14 protein-coding genes are annotated in these 17,014 nt (G+C 69.0%); 7 read left to right on the top strand and 7 right to left on the bottom strand.

Going from position 1 to position 17,014, the window contains the following annotated elements; translation table 11 throughout:
* Positions 1-9 precede the first annotated feature (9 nt).
* The 4 genes from ACFO27_RS02880 to ACFO27_RS02865 all read right to left on the bottom strand — a co-directional run bounded on the left by ACFO27_RS02880 (position 10) and on the right by ACFO27_RS02865 (position 5,123).
* The gene (locus ACFO27_RS02880) at positions 10-1,182 is read right to left on the bottom strand and encodes a fumarylacetoacetate hydrolase family protein (protein ID WP_376815918.1); all 1,173 of its coding nucleotides are present in this window, start codon (positions 1,180-1,182) and stop codon (positions 10-12) included.
* Positions 1,183-1,186: 4 nt separating this feature from the next.
* Positions 1,187-1,417, bottom strand: a complete 231-nt coding sequence (locus tag ACFO27_RS02875; protein WP_376815917.1) for a glutaredoxin family protein — start codon at positions 1,415-1,417, stop codon at positions 1,187-1,189.
* A 58-nt stretch (positions 1,418-1,475) separates the two neighbouring features.
* Positions 1,476-2,591, bottom strand: a complete 1,116-nt coding sequence (locus ACFO27_RS02870; RefSeq protein ID WP_376815916.1) for a ribonucleotide-diphosphate reductase subunit beta — start codon at positions 2,589-2,591, stop codon at positions 1,476-1,478.
* Positions 2,592-2,660: 69 nt separating this feature from the next.
* A complete protein-coding gene (locus ACFO27_RS02865; protein ID WP_376815915.1) occupies positions 2,661-5,123 on the bottom strand; it encodes a ribonucleoside-diphosphate reductase subunit alpha in 2,463 nt (820 codons plus the stop codon).
* 251 nt (positions 5,124-5,374) lie between these two features.
* Between ACFO27_RS02865 and ACFO27_RS02860 the strand changes: the two genes are divergently transcribed.
* Entirely contained in the window at positions 5,375-6,502 is a 1,128-nt protein-coding gene (locus tag ACFO27_RS02860; protein ID WP_376815914.1) for a fimbria/pilus outer membrane usher protein, read from the top strand.
* A 24-nt stretch (positions 6,503-6,526) separates the two neighbouring features.
* Here the strand turns inward: ACFO27_RS02860 and ACFO27_RS02855 are convergent, their stop codons facing one another.
* A complete protein-coding gene (locus tag ACFO27_RS02855) occupies positions 6,527-7,024 on the bottom strand; it encodes a GAF domain-containing protein (RefSeq protein WP_323024388.1) in 498 nt (165 codons plus the stop codon).
* 240 nt (positions 7,025-7,264) lie between these two features.
* On the opposite strand from ACFO27_RS02855, the gene ACFO27_RS02850 reads away from it, so the two are divergent.
* The 6 genes from ACFO27_RS02850 (at position 7,265) to ACFO27_RS02825 (ending at position 15,349) form a co-directional block, all read left to right on the top strand.
* Positions 7,265-7,789, top strand: coding sequence for a DUF2478 domain-containing protein (locus ACFO27_RS02850; RefSeq protein ID WP_376815913.1), 525 nt, complete (start codon positions 7,265-7,267; stop codon positions 7,787-7,789).
* A gap of 11 nt (positions 7,790-7,800) precedes the next feature.
* Entirely contained in the window at positions 7,801-8,622 is an 822-nt protein-coding gene (locus tag ACFO27_RS02845; RefSeq protein ID WP_376815912.1) for a class I SAM-dependent methyltransferase, read from the top strand.
* Positions 8,623-8,779: 157 nt separating this feature from the next.
* Positions 8,780-11,875 carry a bifunctional diguanylate cyclase/phosphodiesterase gene (locus ACFO27_RS02840; protein ID WP_376815911.1) on the top strand — a complete coding sequence of 1,032 codons (3,096 nt, stop codon included), beginning with the start codon at positions 8,780-8,782 and terminating at the stop codon, positions 11,873-11,875.
* Between the two features lie 127 nt (positions 11,876-12,002).
* Positions 12,003-13,916: a DUF294 nucleotidyltransferase-like domain-containing protein gene (locus ACFO27_RS02835; RefSeq protein ID WP_376815910.1), complete on the top strand. Its 1,914-nt coding sequence runs from the start codon at positions 12,003-12,005 to the stop codon at positions 13,914-13,916.
* A gap of 64 nt (positions 13,917-13,980) precedes the next feature.
* A complete protein-coding gene (locus ACFO27_RS02830; RefSeq protein WP_376815909.1) occupies positions 13,981-14,622 on the top strand; it encodes a 3'-5' exonuclease in 642 nt (213 codons plus the stop codon).
* Positions 14,623-14,740: 118 nt separating this feature from the next.
* Positions 14,741-15,349 (top strand): NUDIX domain-containing protein, encoded by a 609-nt coding sequence (locus ACFO27_RS02825; protein WP_376815908.1) that lies wholly within the window; start codon positions 14,741-14,743, stop codon positions 15,347-15,349.
* 81 nt (positions 15,350-15,430) lie between these two features.
* Here ACFO27_RS02825 and ACFO27_RS02820 read toward each other — a convergent pair whose 3' ends face one another.
* Both ACFO27_RS02820 and ACFO27_RS02815 read right to left on the bottom strand, forming a co-directional pair.
* On the bottom strand, positions 15,431-16,069 hold the full coding sequence (locus tag ACFO27_RS02820) for a carbonic anhydrase (protein WP_376815907.1): 639 nt from the start codon (positions 16,067-16,069) through the stop codon (positions 15,431-15,433).
* A complete protein-coding gene (locus ACFO27_RS02815; RefSeq protein WP_376815906.1) occupies positions 16,051-17,007 on the bottom strand; it encodes a LysR family transcriptional regulator in 957 nt (318 codons plus the stop codon). Before ACFO27_RS02815 ends, ACFO27_RS02820 begins: the two co-directional genes overlap by 19 nt.
* Positions 17,008-17,014 lie beyond the last annotated feature (7 nt).

The following is a 17,014-nucleotide window of genomic DNA, read 5'->3' as shown; positions in this document are numbered from 1 at the left end:
GGCCTCGCTTCAGGCGGACAGCAGGCCGCGCCGGGCCAGGTTGCGCATCAGCCAGGCGATGCCGCCCGTCCAGGGCGGCGCCTCTTCGCTGTAGGTCACGCGGTTGATGAGCGTTCCTAGTTGGGGCGAACCGATGCGCACGACGTCGCCCGGCTTGTGGGTGAAGCCCTGGCCTGGGGCGTCGCGGTCTTCGGTGGGGGCGAACAGGGTGCCGGTGAACAGCATGAAGCCGTCCGGATACTGGTGATGCCGGCCGCAGGTCTGGGCCACCAGGTCCGCCAGGTCGCGGCTGATCCGGCGGATGGAGCTGTGGCCGTCCAGGACGAAGCCGTCCTCGCCGGTCACGTTCAGGCGGATTTCGAGCCGGCGGGCGTCGTCCAGGGTGAAGCGCGCGTCGAACAGCCGGATGAAGGGGCCGATCGCGCACGAGGCGTTGTTGTCCTTGGCCTTGCCCAGCAACAGGGCGCTGCGGCCTTCGATGTCCCGCAGGTTCACGTCGTTGCCCAGCGTGGCGCCGAGGATCCGGCCCCTGGAGTCCACCGCCAGGACCAGTTCCGGTTCCGGGTTGTTCCATTGCGAGGCCTTCAGGATGCCGATCGGTTCGCCGCTGCCCACGGCCGACAGCACCGGAGCCTTGGTGAAGACTTCGGCGTCCGGACCGATGCCGACTTCCAGGTATTGCGACCACAGGCCTTCCCGGATCAGATATCGGCGCGCCTCTTCGGCTTCCCTGGATCCGGGGCGGATGCTGGAGATGGCCGTGCCGATCGCCTGGCCGATCTCGTGGCGGATGCGGGCGGCGTCCTGGGGGTTGCCGCCCGCCTTTTCCTCGATGACGCGTTCGAGCATGCTGTCGGCGAACGTGACGCCGCAGGCCTTGATGACCTGGAGGTCGCAGGGCGCCACGAAGCGCGGCGCGGTCCGGTCGCCGGCGAGGGTGGCGCGCGCCACCGTGTCGAATTGCCAGCGGGCCGGGGCCGCCTGCGCCACGGCCGCGGCCGGATCGTCCTGGTCCAGCAGTTCGGAGACCGTCGGGAACCGGCTGGTCAGGTCGACCAGGACCCCATTCCTGAGGGCGACCACGCTGGGGCCCTGGTCGTGTGGATCATGGATGCGCCCGATCAGCAGGGCCTGCCCGGCGTCGGACGGAAGCAGCGAGGCGGTGTCGTTCGTATCGTGCATGAGATCAGGCGTACGAGACCAGCCCCTTGATCTTTTCCTGGTTGTAGCCCGACCAGGTCTCGCGGTCGGTCTCGATCACGGGCGCGCTGCGGTGGCCCAGTCCGATCAGGCGTTCGAGCTGGTCCTGGCGCTGGGTCAGGTCCACGGTTTCGTACTCGATGCCCAGGATGTCCATGTCGCGCTTGGTGAGTTCGCATTGCGGGCAGTTGGGCTTCGAATAGACGGTGATGGACATGTCGGATCCTTTTTTGTCGGTCGGGGTTTGATCGGGAGGTATGGCAGGAGGCGCGGATTCAGAAATCCACGTCGAACACTTCGTTCTCGTCGTCGCGCTTCATCACGCCGACCTTGTACTGGGCGGTGTCCTCTTCCTGGTTGGAAGCCTGGACCTTGCTCATGTTGAGCCAGTTCTCCATGTATTTCAGGGGGTTCTCGGTGATGATCGGGAAGGACACCCGGTCCTCGACGCCGAAGAAGCGGGCCACGTCGGTGGCGCTGAAGTGGACCCAGTCCTTCATCATCTGGCAGGTGACGCCGGTGAGCTCGCGGCCTTCGGAGAAGGCATAGTCGGTCCATTCGACCTCGCTGGCGTCGACCTCGTCGATCATCTGGACGATCTTGTCCCGGCATTGCTCGAAGGCGATGCGGCCGCGCTCGGTCTTGAACATCGCGCGCAGGACCTCCTTGCCGTACTGGACATGGACCTCGAACTCGTCCTGGGCGATCTTCTGGACCGCCTTGCCGATGGGCTGGAACAGGCCCGTGCCGTCGCAGATTCCGAAGGTCACGGCGAACGAGGCCAGGAACTGGATGCGCTCCATGCACAGCACGGCGACGATGAACAGGTAGATGGCGTTGTAGGTTTCCTGGTCGTTCTCGCGCCGGCCCCGGGCGTAGTCGTAGCTGACTTCGAAGGCCCGGCCGAAGACCTCGCTGACGACGCGCAGGCGGCTGATGGCTTCCTTGACCGACAGGATCTCGTTGAGGATGTCGTCCGGGTTGTCGAAGCTGTTGCGGACGATTTCGGAGTACGTGGCGGCGTGGACGATCTCGTTCTTGGTGATTTCCACCCAGCCGGACCAGGCTTCGCTGCTGGTGCAGACCGGGGCCAGCACGCCGGCGATGGAGCGCGACGCGACGCTGTCGGCCTCCCATTGCCACGCCAGGGTCTTGACCATCATGTCGTAGGTATGGCGGTCGCAGGTCTTGAACTGCACGTTGCAGGTGGAATAGTCGAACTCGTTCTCGTCCCAGTCCTGGTTCTTCAGCGTCTTGTAGAGCTTCCAGATTTCGGGGTAGAACTTGTTGATCGTGTCGAACAGGCCCTGGTCCTGGCCCAGAATGATTTCCGGAAAGGCGTAGTCGGACTTTTCTGCGTTGAAGATCTTGGTGGGCAATGCTTGGGTCATTTTTATCCTTGATGCCTGTGGCGGGTCGGTCGGCGACCCCGGAACGGCCGCCGTCCGGGGCCGTGGTGTTTACATCGTGCAGCCTTCGCAGGCGGTTTCTTCCACGCCGCCGTGGATGCTGCCGGCGTTGTCCAGCGTCTTGTCCGAGGCCACGTTCGAGTTGTAGTAGTAGCGGGTCTTCATGCCGTACTTCACCATGGTGAAGTAGTGGGTGAGCAGTTCCCGGCTGGACACCTTGTCGTCGTCCTTGATCCGGCGCCACAGGTCGGCGGAAATCCCCTGGTCGGTGAACTTCTGGAACACCGCGTAGGCCTTGATCATGTCGACTTCGGAAATGTCCCAGGCCGACTGGTAGAAGTAGGCCGGGTTGTCGCTGTCGGGCGCGGCCCAGCGGATCGTGACCGAGCCGTCGGTCTTGTTCAGCGTGACGTCGCGCACGGGATAGAGCGAATTGGGCTTGCCCAGCGCCTTGGAGGACGATTCCCCCGGCATGTACGCCACCAGGCACGAATGGGCGATGCCGCCGTTCTGCATGATCTCCGTGCGCAGGGCTTCCCAGTCGTAGCGGTTGTGGAAGTCGCCCAACTCGTCGACGTTGCGGTTGTAGGTGTCGATCGGCAGCCAGCCGTCGGGCCAGCGGGTCTTGTGCATCCAGGGCGCGACGCCGCGTTCCTTGCTGATGCGCAGCGAGGCCCGGATGGCGTGGTACATGTGGCGCTCGGCGATGCGGTGCAGTTCCTCGCGGCCTTCGTCGGTGTCGTACTTCAGGCCCTTGCGGGCCATGTGGGTGGCAACGCCCATGAGCCCCACGCCGGCGTTCATGCGGGCCTTGGCGGTCACGGCCACGTGGGGCAGCACGTAGTGCGAGTTGAGGATGCAGTAGTCGATCATCTTCAACGTCAGGTACATCGCTTCCTGGTAGGCCTCGTCGTCGTCCTCGCCGATGGCGTCGTAGGCGATGGCCCCCAGGGAGCACAGGGCGATCTCGGGTTCTTCGTGGATCTCGACCACGCGGGCGACCCGGCCGCCCCGGCCCGGCTCGTCGGACAGGATGTCGTCGCCCGCCTTCAGCTCGCCGGCGAAGATGACGCGTGGCAGGGTGGAGTCGGCGACCGCGACGGTCAGCGGCGCGTTGTAGTCGAAGGTCTGCGTCGTCCCGTCGGCGAGCTCGACCGTGATGTGGCCGACCTCGTGGTCCGAGTACAGGTCGCGCATGTCCTGGTAGGGGCGGTTGGGCTCGCAGATTTCCAGGCACAGGTTGCTGGAATGGATGGGCTCCTTGAAGGGCGTGTGGCGGTTCATCTCGTCGATGTTGGCCAGGTAGGCCACGCCGGTTTCCAGCGCCTCGTTCAGCGAGGTCAGGATCAGGTCGCGCGGCTTGAAGTATTCCTTCTTGAAGGACGGGTCGCGTTCCAGACGCTCGTATTCGCGCTTGAAGGCGGCCGAGTCGGGGCCGAAGAACAGCCGGGTGAGCTCGGGGGCCGTGCGCACGTTGAACGAGAAGGCTTCCTCGTTGCGGGCGGCCTTTTCGGCGAAGAGCTTGTTGGTGACCAGCGCGTAGTGCAGGTCGCGGTTCTTGCGGTCCTCGGTGCTGCGCGGATTGCGCAGGTAGGCGATGACCTCGGCCTCGGGGTCGAAGCCGGAATAGTAGGTGGTGCAGGCGCCGCCGCGGCCGGCCTGCATGTTGGCGTGGACCGCCTTGCCCAGGGAGGCCAGGTAGGGCAGCTTGCCCTGGTGCTGGATCAGACCGCCGCGCACCGGGTCGCCCTTGCTGCGGGTGATCAGGTGGCTGCCGATCCCGGCCGAGGCGGCGGTCATGCGGTAGGCGATGTGGTCGCCGATGGCCAGGGACGCCTCGTTGTCGTCCACCACGTACAGGCAGCACGAGGCGAAGCCGCGCAGCTTCGTGCCCAGGTTCACGTAGTTGGGCGTGGGCGCCGAGATCCGCTTGGCGGAGAATTCGGTGTAGAAGCGCCGCACCAGGTCGATCCGGCGCTCGGCGGGCTCGTTTTCCGACAGGGCCATGGCCATGCGCATGTAGACGAACTGCTGGGTCTCGTATTCCTGCCGGGTGACGCGGTTCTGCAGGCTGTACTTCTTGCGGATGTAGTGCAGCGAGAAGTGCGGCGTGTCGTAGTCCTGCTCGTGGTCGATGAAGGTCTCGATCTCGGCGTATTCGGCGTCGGTGTAGTTCATGCGCACCATCACCCCGTCGGCCACCATGCGGTCGTGCAGCGCCTTGACGGTGGGGATGCCCGGGCCGTGGATGATCTTGTGCAGGTGGGACGCGTAGAGCCGGCCCGCCATCAGGTAGTAGGACCAGGTGTCCTTGTCGAGGCAGTTCTGGATCAGCTTTTCCTGCAGGTCGGCGGTGGAGACCGTCTCGGGCATGGTGCTGACGGCTTGCAGTACGATGCTGCTCCAGTCGACCTTGTGGCCCAGGTTGGCGGCGGCCCATCGGCCCCAGCCATTGAGCTTGCTGGGGATGTAGGGTTCGATGCGTCCGTCACGCTTGACGATGTTCTTGATCACGGCCTGCGGTCCTTGGTGGAAGTGCTTTGTTTTCTACATGTAGTGTGGCTGGAAATGATAAACACAATATATGGTGTGATCAAGCGCGGTTTCAATTTTTTGCCTGAAACATTTTCGAGGTTTCAAGTGTCCTGGGCATCGTGGTACCCTGGTCCGCTTCAGGGGTTTTGCGGCGGTCCGCCGGACCGCGGAATCCCCGGATTCATCGCCCGGGTCCGCATGGCCCGGGGAACCCTGTGCGTCATCCCGTCATGAATAGGATCGTCCGGCCGCTGGCCGCGTCGGCCCTGCTGTGCGGCGCCGGCCTTGCGCCGGCCCTGGCCTGGCAGGCGGCCGACCCGGATCCGGCGCTCATCGACTTGGCCCCCCAGCGCTATGCCGTCCCCGACGTGCCCCGCGACGTCCCGTCGGACGTCGCGCCGGACGCGGCCGGCACGGTGTCCGACGGCACCGCTCCCGGACTCCGCTACGACTTGCTGTCCCTGAACGGGCCGGTGGATGGATATGGCTATCGGCCGGGCGGGACCGGCCTGCGCTGGTTCGGCGATGCCGCCGATCCGGCGGCGCCGCCGGATCGGCTCGGCCCGGTGGCCTCCGGCGGCCTGGATGCCTGGTCCCTCGGCGCGCGGAACTGGCGCTACCGCAGTTCCGCCGGGTATGGCGTGACGCTGGGCAATACGGCGGCGGGCGCGCCCGGCTGGGGGCGGCCTGTGCGCCTCGCGGGCGTGGGCCTGTCCCGTTCCGTTTCCCAGGGGCGCCTGCCGTCCGGATCGTGGGACTATGCCGTGGCGGCCGGCGCCCTGGACGGGCCGGCCGGCCGCGCGGCCGCCGAGGGCGACCTGGCGTACGGACCGGTCGCGGTCGATGCGACCACGCGCTACGCGCTGGACCGCGACCTGATCCTGGGCTCGCGGCTGCAAGGCGCCCCGGGCCTGACGGCGCTGGGGCTGGGCGGGGACTATTCCATGGGCGGCGCGGGCGCCTGGCGGTTCGGGGTGTCCGGATCGCGCCAGCCGCTGGCCGAGGGCTGGCGCCGCCAGCTGGGCTACACCCTGGGCCTGGTGCCGGGCTGGGACCTGTCCTGGGTGAACGCGCGGCAGGGGCCCGGCTATGCGGACCTGGCTGCGTACGGCGGCGATCCAGGGTGCGATTGCGTCAGCAATCAATGGCAGCTGGACCTGGCGGCGGGCCGCTGGGGCTCGTTCAGCGGGTCGTTCGAGCGGCGGCTGGATGCGGGGGGCGGGCTGGACGAACGGGTCGGCCTGGTCCACGGTTTCCGCTACGGCCCGCACCTGCGGGTGCGCCTGGAAACGAACCGCAACCTGACGTCCGGGGATTACGGTCTGGGCGCGCGCCTGTCCTTGCCGCTGGACTGGTAGGGCGGCGGCCGTTCCGGGCCGGGATCAGTCCCGGCCGTTCAGGTGGTTCATGAAGACCCGGCACAGGGCCTCCATCCCGCGCCGGTCGTCCTCGTCGAAGCGGTCCGTGACGGGGCTGTCGACGTCCCAGACGCCCAGCAGCGATCCGTCCGCGCGCACCAGCGGCACGACGATTTCCGATTGCGAGGCGGAGTCGCAGGGGATGTGCCCCGCGAACGCGTTGACGTCGCGGACGACCTGGGTCCGGCGCGTCTGCGCGGCCGTGCCGCAGACGCCCGATCCCAGGGCGATGCGGATGCAGGCGGGCTTGCCCTGGAAGGGGCCGACCACCAGTTCCGTGCCGTCGTACAGGTAGAAGCCCGCCCAGTTCAGCTGTGGCAGGCCGTGGAACACCAGGGCGCTGAAATTGGCCGCGTTGGCGATCAGGTCGGGTTCCCCCGCGATCAGGCCGCGCGCCTGGGCGGCCAGGTCGGCGTAGTGTTCCGCCTTGCTGGCGTAGGTCCGGGGGGCGAATGTGAACATCGGGGATTCCAGGGACTATCGGAGAAAGGCTTCATTGTAGGGCGGGACGCCCGCCGGCCGGACCGCGGCGTGATGGTCGTTATAATCTTGTGTATATAGCGAATGTGTGCCCGACTGGCTTATGCTGGGCCGGGGGACGTTTGCGCGGCATCAAGGCCGGGTGTCCGGTCTCCGCATGACAATGTCGGCGGCGTGGCATGGCGCCTGTCGCCGCCGGATCCGACGCCAGGAGAACCGCCCATGACCACGCTGCCGATCGCCGCCATCGTCCATGACCACGAGGACGGGGCCGATGCGTTGATGCGCGCCTTCGTCGAGCGCCAGTCCCGCGCGGGGCTGGACGTGCGCGGCCTCGTGACGGAGCCGGGCGGCGAGGAGGCGGGCCGGTCCCGGCGGCGCCTGCGCGACGTCCGGACCGGCGAGTCCTTCGAGATTTTCCAGGACCTGGGCGCGGGGTCCCGGGCGTGTTGCCTGGACGTCTTCCGGCTGGCGGCGGCCAGCGCCGCGCTGCGTGTGGCCGGGAATGACCGCCCGGACCTGGTGGTCGTGAGCCGATATGGCCGCCAGGAAGCGGGCGGCGGCGGTTTCGCCGCGGAGTTCCTCGCCCTGATGACCGAGGGCATTCCGGTGCTGACCATCGTCGCCGGGGAATTCCTGGAGGACTGGCGGCGCTTCACCGGCGGCCTGGGCGTGGAGCTGCCGGTGGATGCCGGTCTGTTGAACGAATGGGGCGCGCGGGTGTGCGCGATGCCCGCACGGAACTGATGGATGATGGCATGAATGACGACGCCTTGACGATCGAGGACCTGGATTTCGCCCGGATGTACCGCAACCACATGGCCCGCAGCGGCCGTCCGCCGAAGCAGGCGGGCGAGTGGGACGCCCGGGTCAGGAAGAGCGGCATGCCCCTGGCCGGCACGAGCGGCTATGCCGGCGAATTCCTCTCGCGCATGGACCTGAGCGGCGCGCGCACGCTGCTGGACGTGGGCTGCGGTCCCGGCACCATCTGCCTGCCGCTGGCCGCGCGCCTGGAGCGCGTCCATGGCCTGGACTACAGCACGGCCATGCTCGACGCCCTGCGCGGGCAGGCCGCGCGGCAGGGCGCCGGCAACGTCGCGGCGATCCACCGCGCCTGGGAGGACGACTGGTCCGACGTGCCGGTCTGCGACATCGCCGTGGCCTCGCGGGCGTCGAACGTGGCCGACCTGGATGCCGCGCTGGACAAGTTGTCGGCCCATGCCCGCCTGCGCGTCTACATGACCCATCTGGTGGGCGGCCATTTCATGGACCCCGCCATCGCGGACGTCGTCGGGCGCGGCCACCAGGGGTTTCCGGACTACATCTACGTCGTCAACCTGTTGCATCGCAAGGGCATCCACCCCCGCATCGACTATATTGAGATACCCAGCCGCCTGGCGGGGACGGCCTCGTTCGAGGCCTTCGCCGAGCGGGTGTCCTGGACCTACCCGGATCTCGGGGACTCGGAGCGGGCGCGCCTGCGCGCCTGGTACGATGCCGACCCCGCGCGCGCGGCCCGAGGCGGTGCGCCGATGCGGTGGGCCTTCATTCATTGGGAGAAGAAGACATGGCCCGCGTGATCGTCGGCATGACCCGCTGAGTCGGCTGATTTTCGGCGGATTGATCTCCGCCGGTTCCGTGTATATTTCCTTCTGACGGCACTGCTCCTGGAGCCGGACAGACACGCAAGGGAGGCACGGATTGTCCGATTCTCGCGGCACGGGTCCCCGCGCAGGATTGCTCGACAGCCTTCGGGCGCGCCTGTTCCTGGCGGTCCTGGCAGTCATCGTGCCGATCCTTTGCGGCCTGGGCTACTACGTCTGGCACCAGTACCGGAGCCTGGCGGCCAGCAGCGAGCGCGCGGCCGAAAGCCTGGTCAGTGTGACGGCGGCCTACGACCGGGCCCTGATCAACGACGCCAGCGATGTGCTCCATACCCTGGCGAACTCCCCCGTCCTGCGCCACGAGCGATGGGGCGAATGCCGCGGATACCTGGCTTCCCTGCTGGCGCGCCTGCCGCGCTACCTGAACCTGGGCGTGACCGACGCCCGCGGCCACCAGGTCTGCTCGGGGCTGCCCGATCCGGATCCCGACGGCGTCTATCTCGGCGACCGGGACTACTTCCGCAAGGCCATCCAGCAGGCCGACGTCACGCTGGGCGGCTTCATCATCGGGCGGATGTCCAATCTGCCCACGCTGGTCCTGGCGGTGCGCGTGCCGGGGGATTCCGGGGTCAACGGCGGCGTGGTCTTCGGGGGCATGAACCTGGGCTACCTGCGGGCCGGCGCGGCCATCCCCGACCTGCTGCCCGGGGGACGCCTGTGGATCCTGGACCGCCAGGGACACGTGCTGCAGCGCGTGCCGGGCGACACCAGTCACCTGGGCGAACGGCTGGATCCGCATCCGGCCGACGTGGCCGGCCTGATGCGCGGCACGCACACGGACGCGGACGGCCGCCGCTGGGTCGTGCTGTCCATGACCGCGGGGCCCCGGGGGGATCCGCACGGACTGTCCGTGCGCTACGAGGTGCCGGAATCGGCGCTCTACGCCGAGGCGCGCCGCGCCCTGTGGATCGGGGTGTTCATCATCGCGCTGCTGCTGTGCGTGGCGGCGCTGGCGGCCTGGAACCTGATGCAGCTGGCGGCCGGACGCAGCCTCGAACATCTGCGCGACGCCGTGCGGCGGCTGGCGTCCCAGGATTTCTCCGGACGCGTGGCCGAGCGGCTGCAGGGGCGGGACCTGCGCGAAATCGGCCAGCAGTTCGACGACATGGCCGACGCCCTGCAGTCGTACCAGCGTTCCCTGGCCCAGTCCGAGCAGAGCTACCGGCTGCTGTTCGAGGGCAGTCCCAACCCCATGATGGTGCTGAGCCTGGACAGCGGCCGCTTCCTGGCCGTCAACGACGAGGCGATGCGCCGCTATGGCTACGACCGGGACCATTTCCTGCGGCTGACCCTCGACGACCTGCGCATCGAGGTGCTCGATCATCAGCCGGACACCGCCTTTTCCTACGAACGCCATCGCCGCCGGGACGGGCAGCCCCTGTTCGTCGAAGTGCGCAGCCTGTCCCTGATGTTCACCGGCCAGATGGCCCACGTGCTGGTCATCCGCGACCTGACCGAGCGCGAGACGCTGAGCCGCGGGCTGAAGGAACGCGAGCGCCTGATCAGCCAGCTGATGGACGTGACGGCGGAAGCCATCTACGGACTGGATGCGACGGGCTGCTGCATCTTCGCCAACCAGGCCTGCTCGCACCTGCTGGGATACGACCACCCCGACCAGCTGGTGGGGCAACACTTCCACAGCCTGATCCATTACCAGCACGAGGACGGCCGCCCCTATCCCCTCGAAGAATGCCGCATGCACCTGGCCCTGGAGGCGGGCAGGGGAATCCACGTGGACGACGAGGTCCTGTGGCGCCGCGACGGCACCTGCTTCCCCGCCGAATACTGGTCCTATCCGATCTGGCAGGACGGCCGGCTGGAGTTCTGCCTGGTGACCTTCCTGGATATCAGCGAGCGCCGGGCCCAGCAGCGGGCGCTGGCCTACCAGGCCGCCCACGATCCCCTGACGGGACTGCTGAACCGGGGCGACATCCTGCGGCGCCTGCAGGCGCGGTCGGAGCAGGCCCCCGAGGCGCCCTGGACTCTGGTCATGTCCAACCTGGACGGCTTCAAGGAAGTCAATGAGGCGCTGGGGCACGACGCGGGCGACCGGCTGCTCCAGGCGGTCGCGCAGCGGCTCCAGGGACTGCTGGGCCCGGCGTGCGTGCTGGCCCGGCTGGGCAGCGATGAATTCGCCTTCCTGCTGGACACGGGCGACGAGGACCAGGCCCAGGAGCAAGTGCGCGTCCTGCTGGCCGCGCTGCGCGATCCGTTCGCGCTGAACGAGCTGCAGATCCGCATCAGCTGCAGCTTCGGCCTGGCCGTGCATCCCGGGCACGCCCGCGATCCGGACGAGCTGGTCCGCTGCGCCGACACCGCGATGCGCCGGGCCAAGCGCGACGGCCTGGGGATCGCCGTGTTCAATCCCCAGGACCGCGCCAGCGTCCACGACCACCTGCTGCTGCGGGGCGAGCTGCGCACGGCGCTGGCGCAGGGCCAGTTCCTGCTGCACCTGCAGCCCAAGATCTTCCTGGGCGACGGTCCGCGGGCCTCGGGTTCGCCGATGGGCTTCGAGGCCCTGGCCCGCTGGCTGCACCCGGAGCGGGGCCTGATTCCGCCGGGCCGGTTCATTCCCGTCATCGAGGTCAGCGACCTGATCCACCCCTTCACCCTCTGGGTCGTGGATCAGGCGGTGGCCTGCTGCTCCAGGCTGCAGGCCGTCCATCCCGGGGTCGGCATGGCCGTGAACGTGTCCGCTCGGAACCTGCTGGACGGCCATTTCCCCAGCCAGGTCCGGGACGCCCTGCTGCGCCACGGTCTGGACCCCGCGCTGCTGGAGCTTGAAGTCACGGAAAGCGCCATCATGGCCGATCCCGCCCGGGCGCTGGATACCCTGCACGCCCTGAACGCCCTGGGGGTGCGGCTGTCGATCGACGACTTCGGCACCGGCTATTCCTCGTTCGCCTACCTGAACCGGCTGCCCGTCGACGCGCTGAAGATCGACCAGTCCTTCGTGGCCGGCATGGCCGCCGATCCGGACATGCGCGCCATCGTGCGCTCGATCATCGAGATGAGCCACACGCTGGGCCTGATGGTGATCGCCGAGGGCATCGAAACGCGGGAAACGCTGGACCTGCTGCGGGACATGGGCTGCGATGTCGGCCAAGGCTACTTCGTCGGCCATCCGGCGCCCGAGTCCAGCGCCGAGGCCTGGCTGCGCGGCCGCTGACGCCCCGCGCGGCCCTTTGACGCCGGTCGACCGGGGGCGCCGGGAAACGTGGTATGAATCGGATATCGATGACGGGCGAGGGAGCGGTGCCATGCCAGCAAGACGGAATGCGGCGGACAGGGACGCCGTGAACCAGAACGTGCAGGGATTGATGGGGTTCCTGCGGGAACATCCGCCCTTCGACCAGATGGAGCCGCCGCATGTGCGCCGGCTGATCGAGCGGATGCGGCTGCGCTTCTTCGAGGAGGGGCAGGACATCGCGTCCCCCGGCGACGGGCCCGCCGGTTCGTGGTACCTGATCCGCCAGGGCGCGGTCGAGGGGCGCCGCCCCGGCCCCGGCGCGGCGGGGGAACCGTCCCCCGGTTCCGGCACGGACGACAGTTTCGTCCTGGGGCCGGCCGACGCCTTTCCGGCGGCCGCGCTGCTGGGGGGGCGGCCCACCCGCACGCGCTACCGCGCCTTGCAGGATACCTTCTGCCTGCAGATGGACCGGCCGGATTTCATCGAGGCCCTGGAGCGATCCGAACCCTTTCGCGCCTTCGTCCTGCGCGGCGCGGGCAGCCTGCTCGGGCGCTTGCACCAGCTCACGCGGCAGGAGGCCGCCACGGTCCAGGGCGAAGGCTACGTCTTCGACCAGGCGCTGGCGTCGATCATGGCGCGCGACCCGGTGGCCTGCGCGCCGGACCTGCCCTTGTCCCAGGCCGTGCGGCGGATGCACGAGCGCCGGGTGGGCAGCATCGTCGTCACGGACGAGCGCCGCCGGCCCGTGGGGATCTTCACCCTGCGCGACCTGCGCCGCGAGGTGGCGGGCGCGGCGATCCGGCTGGATGCCCCGATCGAGACGGTCATGACGCGGGATCCCGTGTGCCTGCCGCCCGATGCCACGGCCTTCGATGCGATCCTGCTGATGACGCGCCATCGCATCGGCCACCTGTGCGTCGCGCAGGCCGGCGCCCTGGCCGGCGTGGTGTCCGAGCGCGACCTGTTCGCCCTGCAGCGGATCGGCATCGTGCACCTGGCGCGGGCGATGCGCCAGGCCGAGAGCGCCGAGGCCCTGGGGGCATTGCGTGCGGACCTGTCGCGCGCGGTCGCGGGCATGCTGGCGCACGGCGTCGACGCCCTGCAGGTGCTGCGCCTGATCGCGCAGATGAACGACCATGCCACGCATCGCGTGATCGAGCTGGTCCTGCGGGACCTGGGCGACCCCGGCGTGCCGTTTTCCTGGCTGGCCTTCGGCAGCGAGGGCCGGCGCGAGCAGACGCTGCTGACGGACCAGGACAACGGCATGCTGTTCCAGGCGGCGTCGGACGCCGAGGCGCGCGATCGCCGCGAGGCGCTGCGGCCGCTGGCCGAGGCGATCAACCAGGAACTGGACCGCTGCGGCCTGCCACTGTGCAGGGGCAACGTCATGGCCGGCAATCCGGCCTTGCGGCTGTCGGCGCGGGAATGGGAACGCTGGTTCGCCGACATCATCCGGCGGCCCACGCCGGAGCACATCCTCCAGGCGGTGATCTGTTTCGACCTGCGGCTGTTGTGGGGCGAGGACAATGGCTTCGAGGCCTTGAGCCGGTTCCTGCTGGACCAGGTGGCCGATTGCCCGCAGTTCCAGCGGATGCTGGCCGAGACGGCCCTGCGCAACCAGCCGCCGTCCGGCGGCCTGTTCGAGGTCGCGGGCGGCGCCTGGAGGGCGGGCGCGTCGGGCTTCGACCTGAAGACGCAGGCCCTGACGCCCTTCGTGGACGCGGCCCGGGTGCTCGCCCTGTCCAACGGCATCGCCGACACTTCCACGACGGACCGCCTGCGGGCGCTGGCCGAGCGCGGGGTGCTGAACGCGCGCGACGTCGATGCCTACGTCGAATCCTATCGCTACCTGCAGTTGCTGCGCCTGCGGCAGCACCAGGCGCAGATCCACGCGGGCGAGCCCGCTTCCAACCAGATCCTGCCGGGCGCGCTCAACGCCCTGGACCGGCGCATCCTGCGCGAGGCCCTGCGCCAGGCCGCCGACCTGCAGAAGCTGCTGCGCTACAGCTACCAGCTATGAACGGCGCGCGCACGGACCTGGAGAACCGCGCGGCCGCCGCGCGCGTGCGGAGCCGGCGATGTGGATGAAGCGGGAAGCCTGGCGCGACCGGGATTTCCGCAGCCAGCCGGCCGTCGTCTTCGACCTGGAGGCCAGCGGCCTGGATCCGCGGCGGGACCGCATCCTGTCCATCGGCGCGGTCCGCATCGAAGACCTGGCGATCCCGCTGGGCCGCCAGTACGACCGGGTCTTGCGCACGCCGGGGCCTCTGGGACTCGCCAGCCGGCTGTTCCACGGCCTGACGCGGGCCGACCTCGATCGCGGGACGGCGCCGGGCGATGCCCTGGAGGGCCTGCTGGATTTCGCGGGCGACGCGGTGTGGCTGGCTTTCCATGCCGGCTTCGACCGCGCGCTGCTGGTCCGGGCGCTGAAGGCGCACCTGGGACGGCGCTGGGATGGCGCGGTGCTGGACCTGGCGGTGCTGGCGCCGATGCTGTTTCCGGACCGGGCTGGCCCGCATGCCGGGCTGGACGAGTGGGCGGCGGCGTTCGGGCTGGTCGCGCCCGCCCGGCACGCGGCGGTCGTCGACGCCATGCTGACGGCGGAGCTCGCCCTGGTGGCGCTGCGGCGCGCGCAACGGCGGGGACTGCGCACCTGGGGCGAGCTGGACGCGGCGGCGCGGGACTGGCGGGCCGGTCGGATGGGAACGGGCGGGCCCGTCTTCTGATCCGGCGCGCGGCCGCGCCTCGCCGTATGATGAAGGCCGTACGCCCGGCGGGTCCGCCGCTGCGCGTTTCCGCCACCCGACCCCGGCGCCTTCATGCCATGACCGATTCCTTTACGCCATGACCGATACTTCCGACGCGCACCTGACCGAGACCCTGATCCGCAGCGAACCCCTGTGCGAGGGCGATTTCCTGAAGGCGCGCCGCGACACGGTGCGCATGCCCGACGGCGGCGTCTCGACGCGCGAGTACATCGTGCACCCCGGGGCGGTGGTGGTGATCCCCCTGCTGGACGAGCGCCACGTGCTGGTCGAGCGCCAGTTCCGCTACCCCGTGGGCCGCGTCATGACGGAGTTCCCGGCCGGCAAGCTCGATCCGGGCGAGGATCCCTGGACCTGCGCCCGGCGCGAGCTGCGGGAGGAAACCGGCTACACGGCGCGGGAGTGGGCCCATGCCGGGGACATGCACCTGGCCATCGCCTATTCCACCGAGATCATCCACGTGTTCTTCGCCCGGGGCCTGGCGGCCGGTGAGCGGCACCTGGACGCGGATGAATTCCTGGACGTCCGCATCCTGTCGGACGAGGCCCTGCTCGATGCCGCCCGCGCCGGCGCGGCGACCGACGCCAAGACCCTGACCTGCCTGCTGTGGCTGCAGAACGTGCGCGGCGGGCACTGGGAACTGGACTGGCACCCCAATCCGGACCCGGACCGGCATGTGGCCGGCTGACGAGGCGGGAAGCCGAAGACAGTGCTGTTGCACGGCGAGGCGAACCAACGACGTCAGCCGGCCGCATGCCGGTCCGGGGGATCAGGACTCGGCGTAGGGCTCGAATTGTCCGGTCGCCGGGTCGCGCACGAACAGCACCCCCGTCGCGACGCCGAAATACGCGCCGTGGATGGCGAGCTTCCCGGCCTCGACGCGCTCGCGCACGGCGGGGAAGGTCATCAGGTTGCGCATGCTGTATTCCACCACGCCCCATTCCATCCGGCGGATCCAGTCGGCGTAGTCGCCCGTGCGGGGGCCGACCGCGTCGGCCACGGGCTTGATCTGGGACATCCACTTGCCGATGAAGTCGCGCTTGGACAGGGGGGCGGCCTGGTTGGCGTAGGCGGCGACGCCGCCGCAGCTGGCGTGTCCCATGATCACGATGTGGCCGACCTCCAGGGCGTTGACGCCGAACTCGACGCAGGCGCTGGTGCCGTGGAAGGCGGTTTCCGGGTCCTCGTCGCAGGGCGGGACGATGCCGGCGATGTTGCGCACCACGAACATTTCGCCCGGGCCCGCGTCGAAGATGGTTTCGGGCGCCACGCGCGAATCGCCGCAGCTGATCACCATGATGTCCGGGTGCTGGCCCTTCTCGGCCAGTTCGAGGTAGCGCGCGCGTTCGGTGGCGAGCCGGCCGTGCAGGAAGGAGCGGTAGCCGTCGGTCAGTCGTTGAGGGAACACGATGAAGTCCTTGTGGGTTGGATGGGGTCGGATGCGTCGGTGAAGATGTCCCCGGCCGCCTCGCGCGACAGCAGCTGGCTGAGCGGGCCCGCCAGGTGTCCGTGGCGGACCGTGATGGCGTAGAAGTGTTCGGTCAGCTGCGAGGACTGCCCGATGTGGACCAGTTCGCCGGAGTGCAGTTCGTCCTGCACGACCACTTCCGGCAGCACCGTGATCCAGCCGCTGTCGCGCGCGATCAGCCGCAGCATCGTCATGTCGTCGATCTCGGCGCGCAGCCTCGGCTGCACTCCGGCCGAGAAGCACAGGGCGTCGAACTGCAGGCGCACGCCGTGGCGCGCGCTCGGCATGGCCATCTCGACCGCGTCCAGGTCTTCCGGGACCCGCAGCGCGGTACCCGACCAGCGGTCGGCCCGGCCGACCAGCGAGATGACCTGGCTGCCGAGGAATCGCGAAGACGTCGGCCGGGTGGGGTCGGACGGGACCGGCTCGTTGGCCAGCACCACGTCCAGCTGATGGCGCAGCAGGCGTTCCACCAGCGTCTCCAGCGATCCGGAATCCACGGAAAGCACGACCGTCGGGTCGCGCAGCAGGGGACGCAGCCAGTTGACCTGGAAGTTGCGCGACATGGTCGAGACGCTGCCCACGCGCACGCGGGTGGCGCCTTCGTCCCGGCCTTCGAGCCATCCGAGCATCTGCTCGCCCAGCCCGAAGATGCTCTCGGCGTAGGCGAAGACCTGCTGGCCCGTCGCGGTGAGTTCCAGGTGGCGGCCCTGGCGGTCGAACAGGGGCGTGCCCAGGCGGTTTTCCAGTTGCCGGATCTGCGTGGAGAGGGCCGACTGGGACGTATGGATCTGTTCGGCCGCATGCGTGAGGGAGCCCTGTCTGGCCACGCGCCAGAAGTAGAACAGATGCTTGAAGTTGAGCTGGTTGATGTCCATCGTTCTG

Source organism: Castellaniella denitrificans, from assembly GCF_042653765.1.
In the GTDB taxonomy this organism is placed as follows: domain Bacteria; phylum Pseudomonadota; class Gammaproteobacteria; order Burkholderiales; family Burkholderiaceae_B; genus Castellaniella; species Castellaniella denitrificans.
Note: the sequence above shows the minus strand (reverse complement) of the source record. Positions and strands in the feature narration are given on the sequence as shown.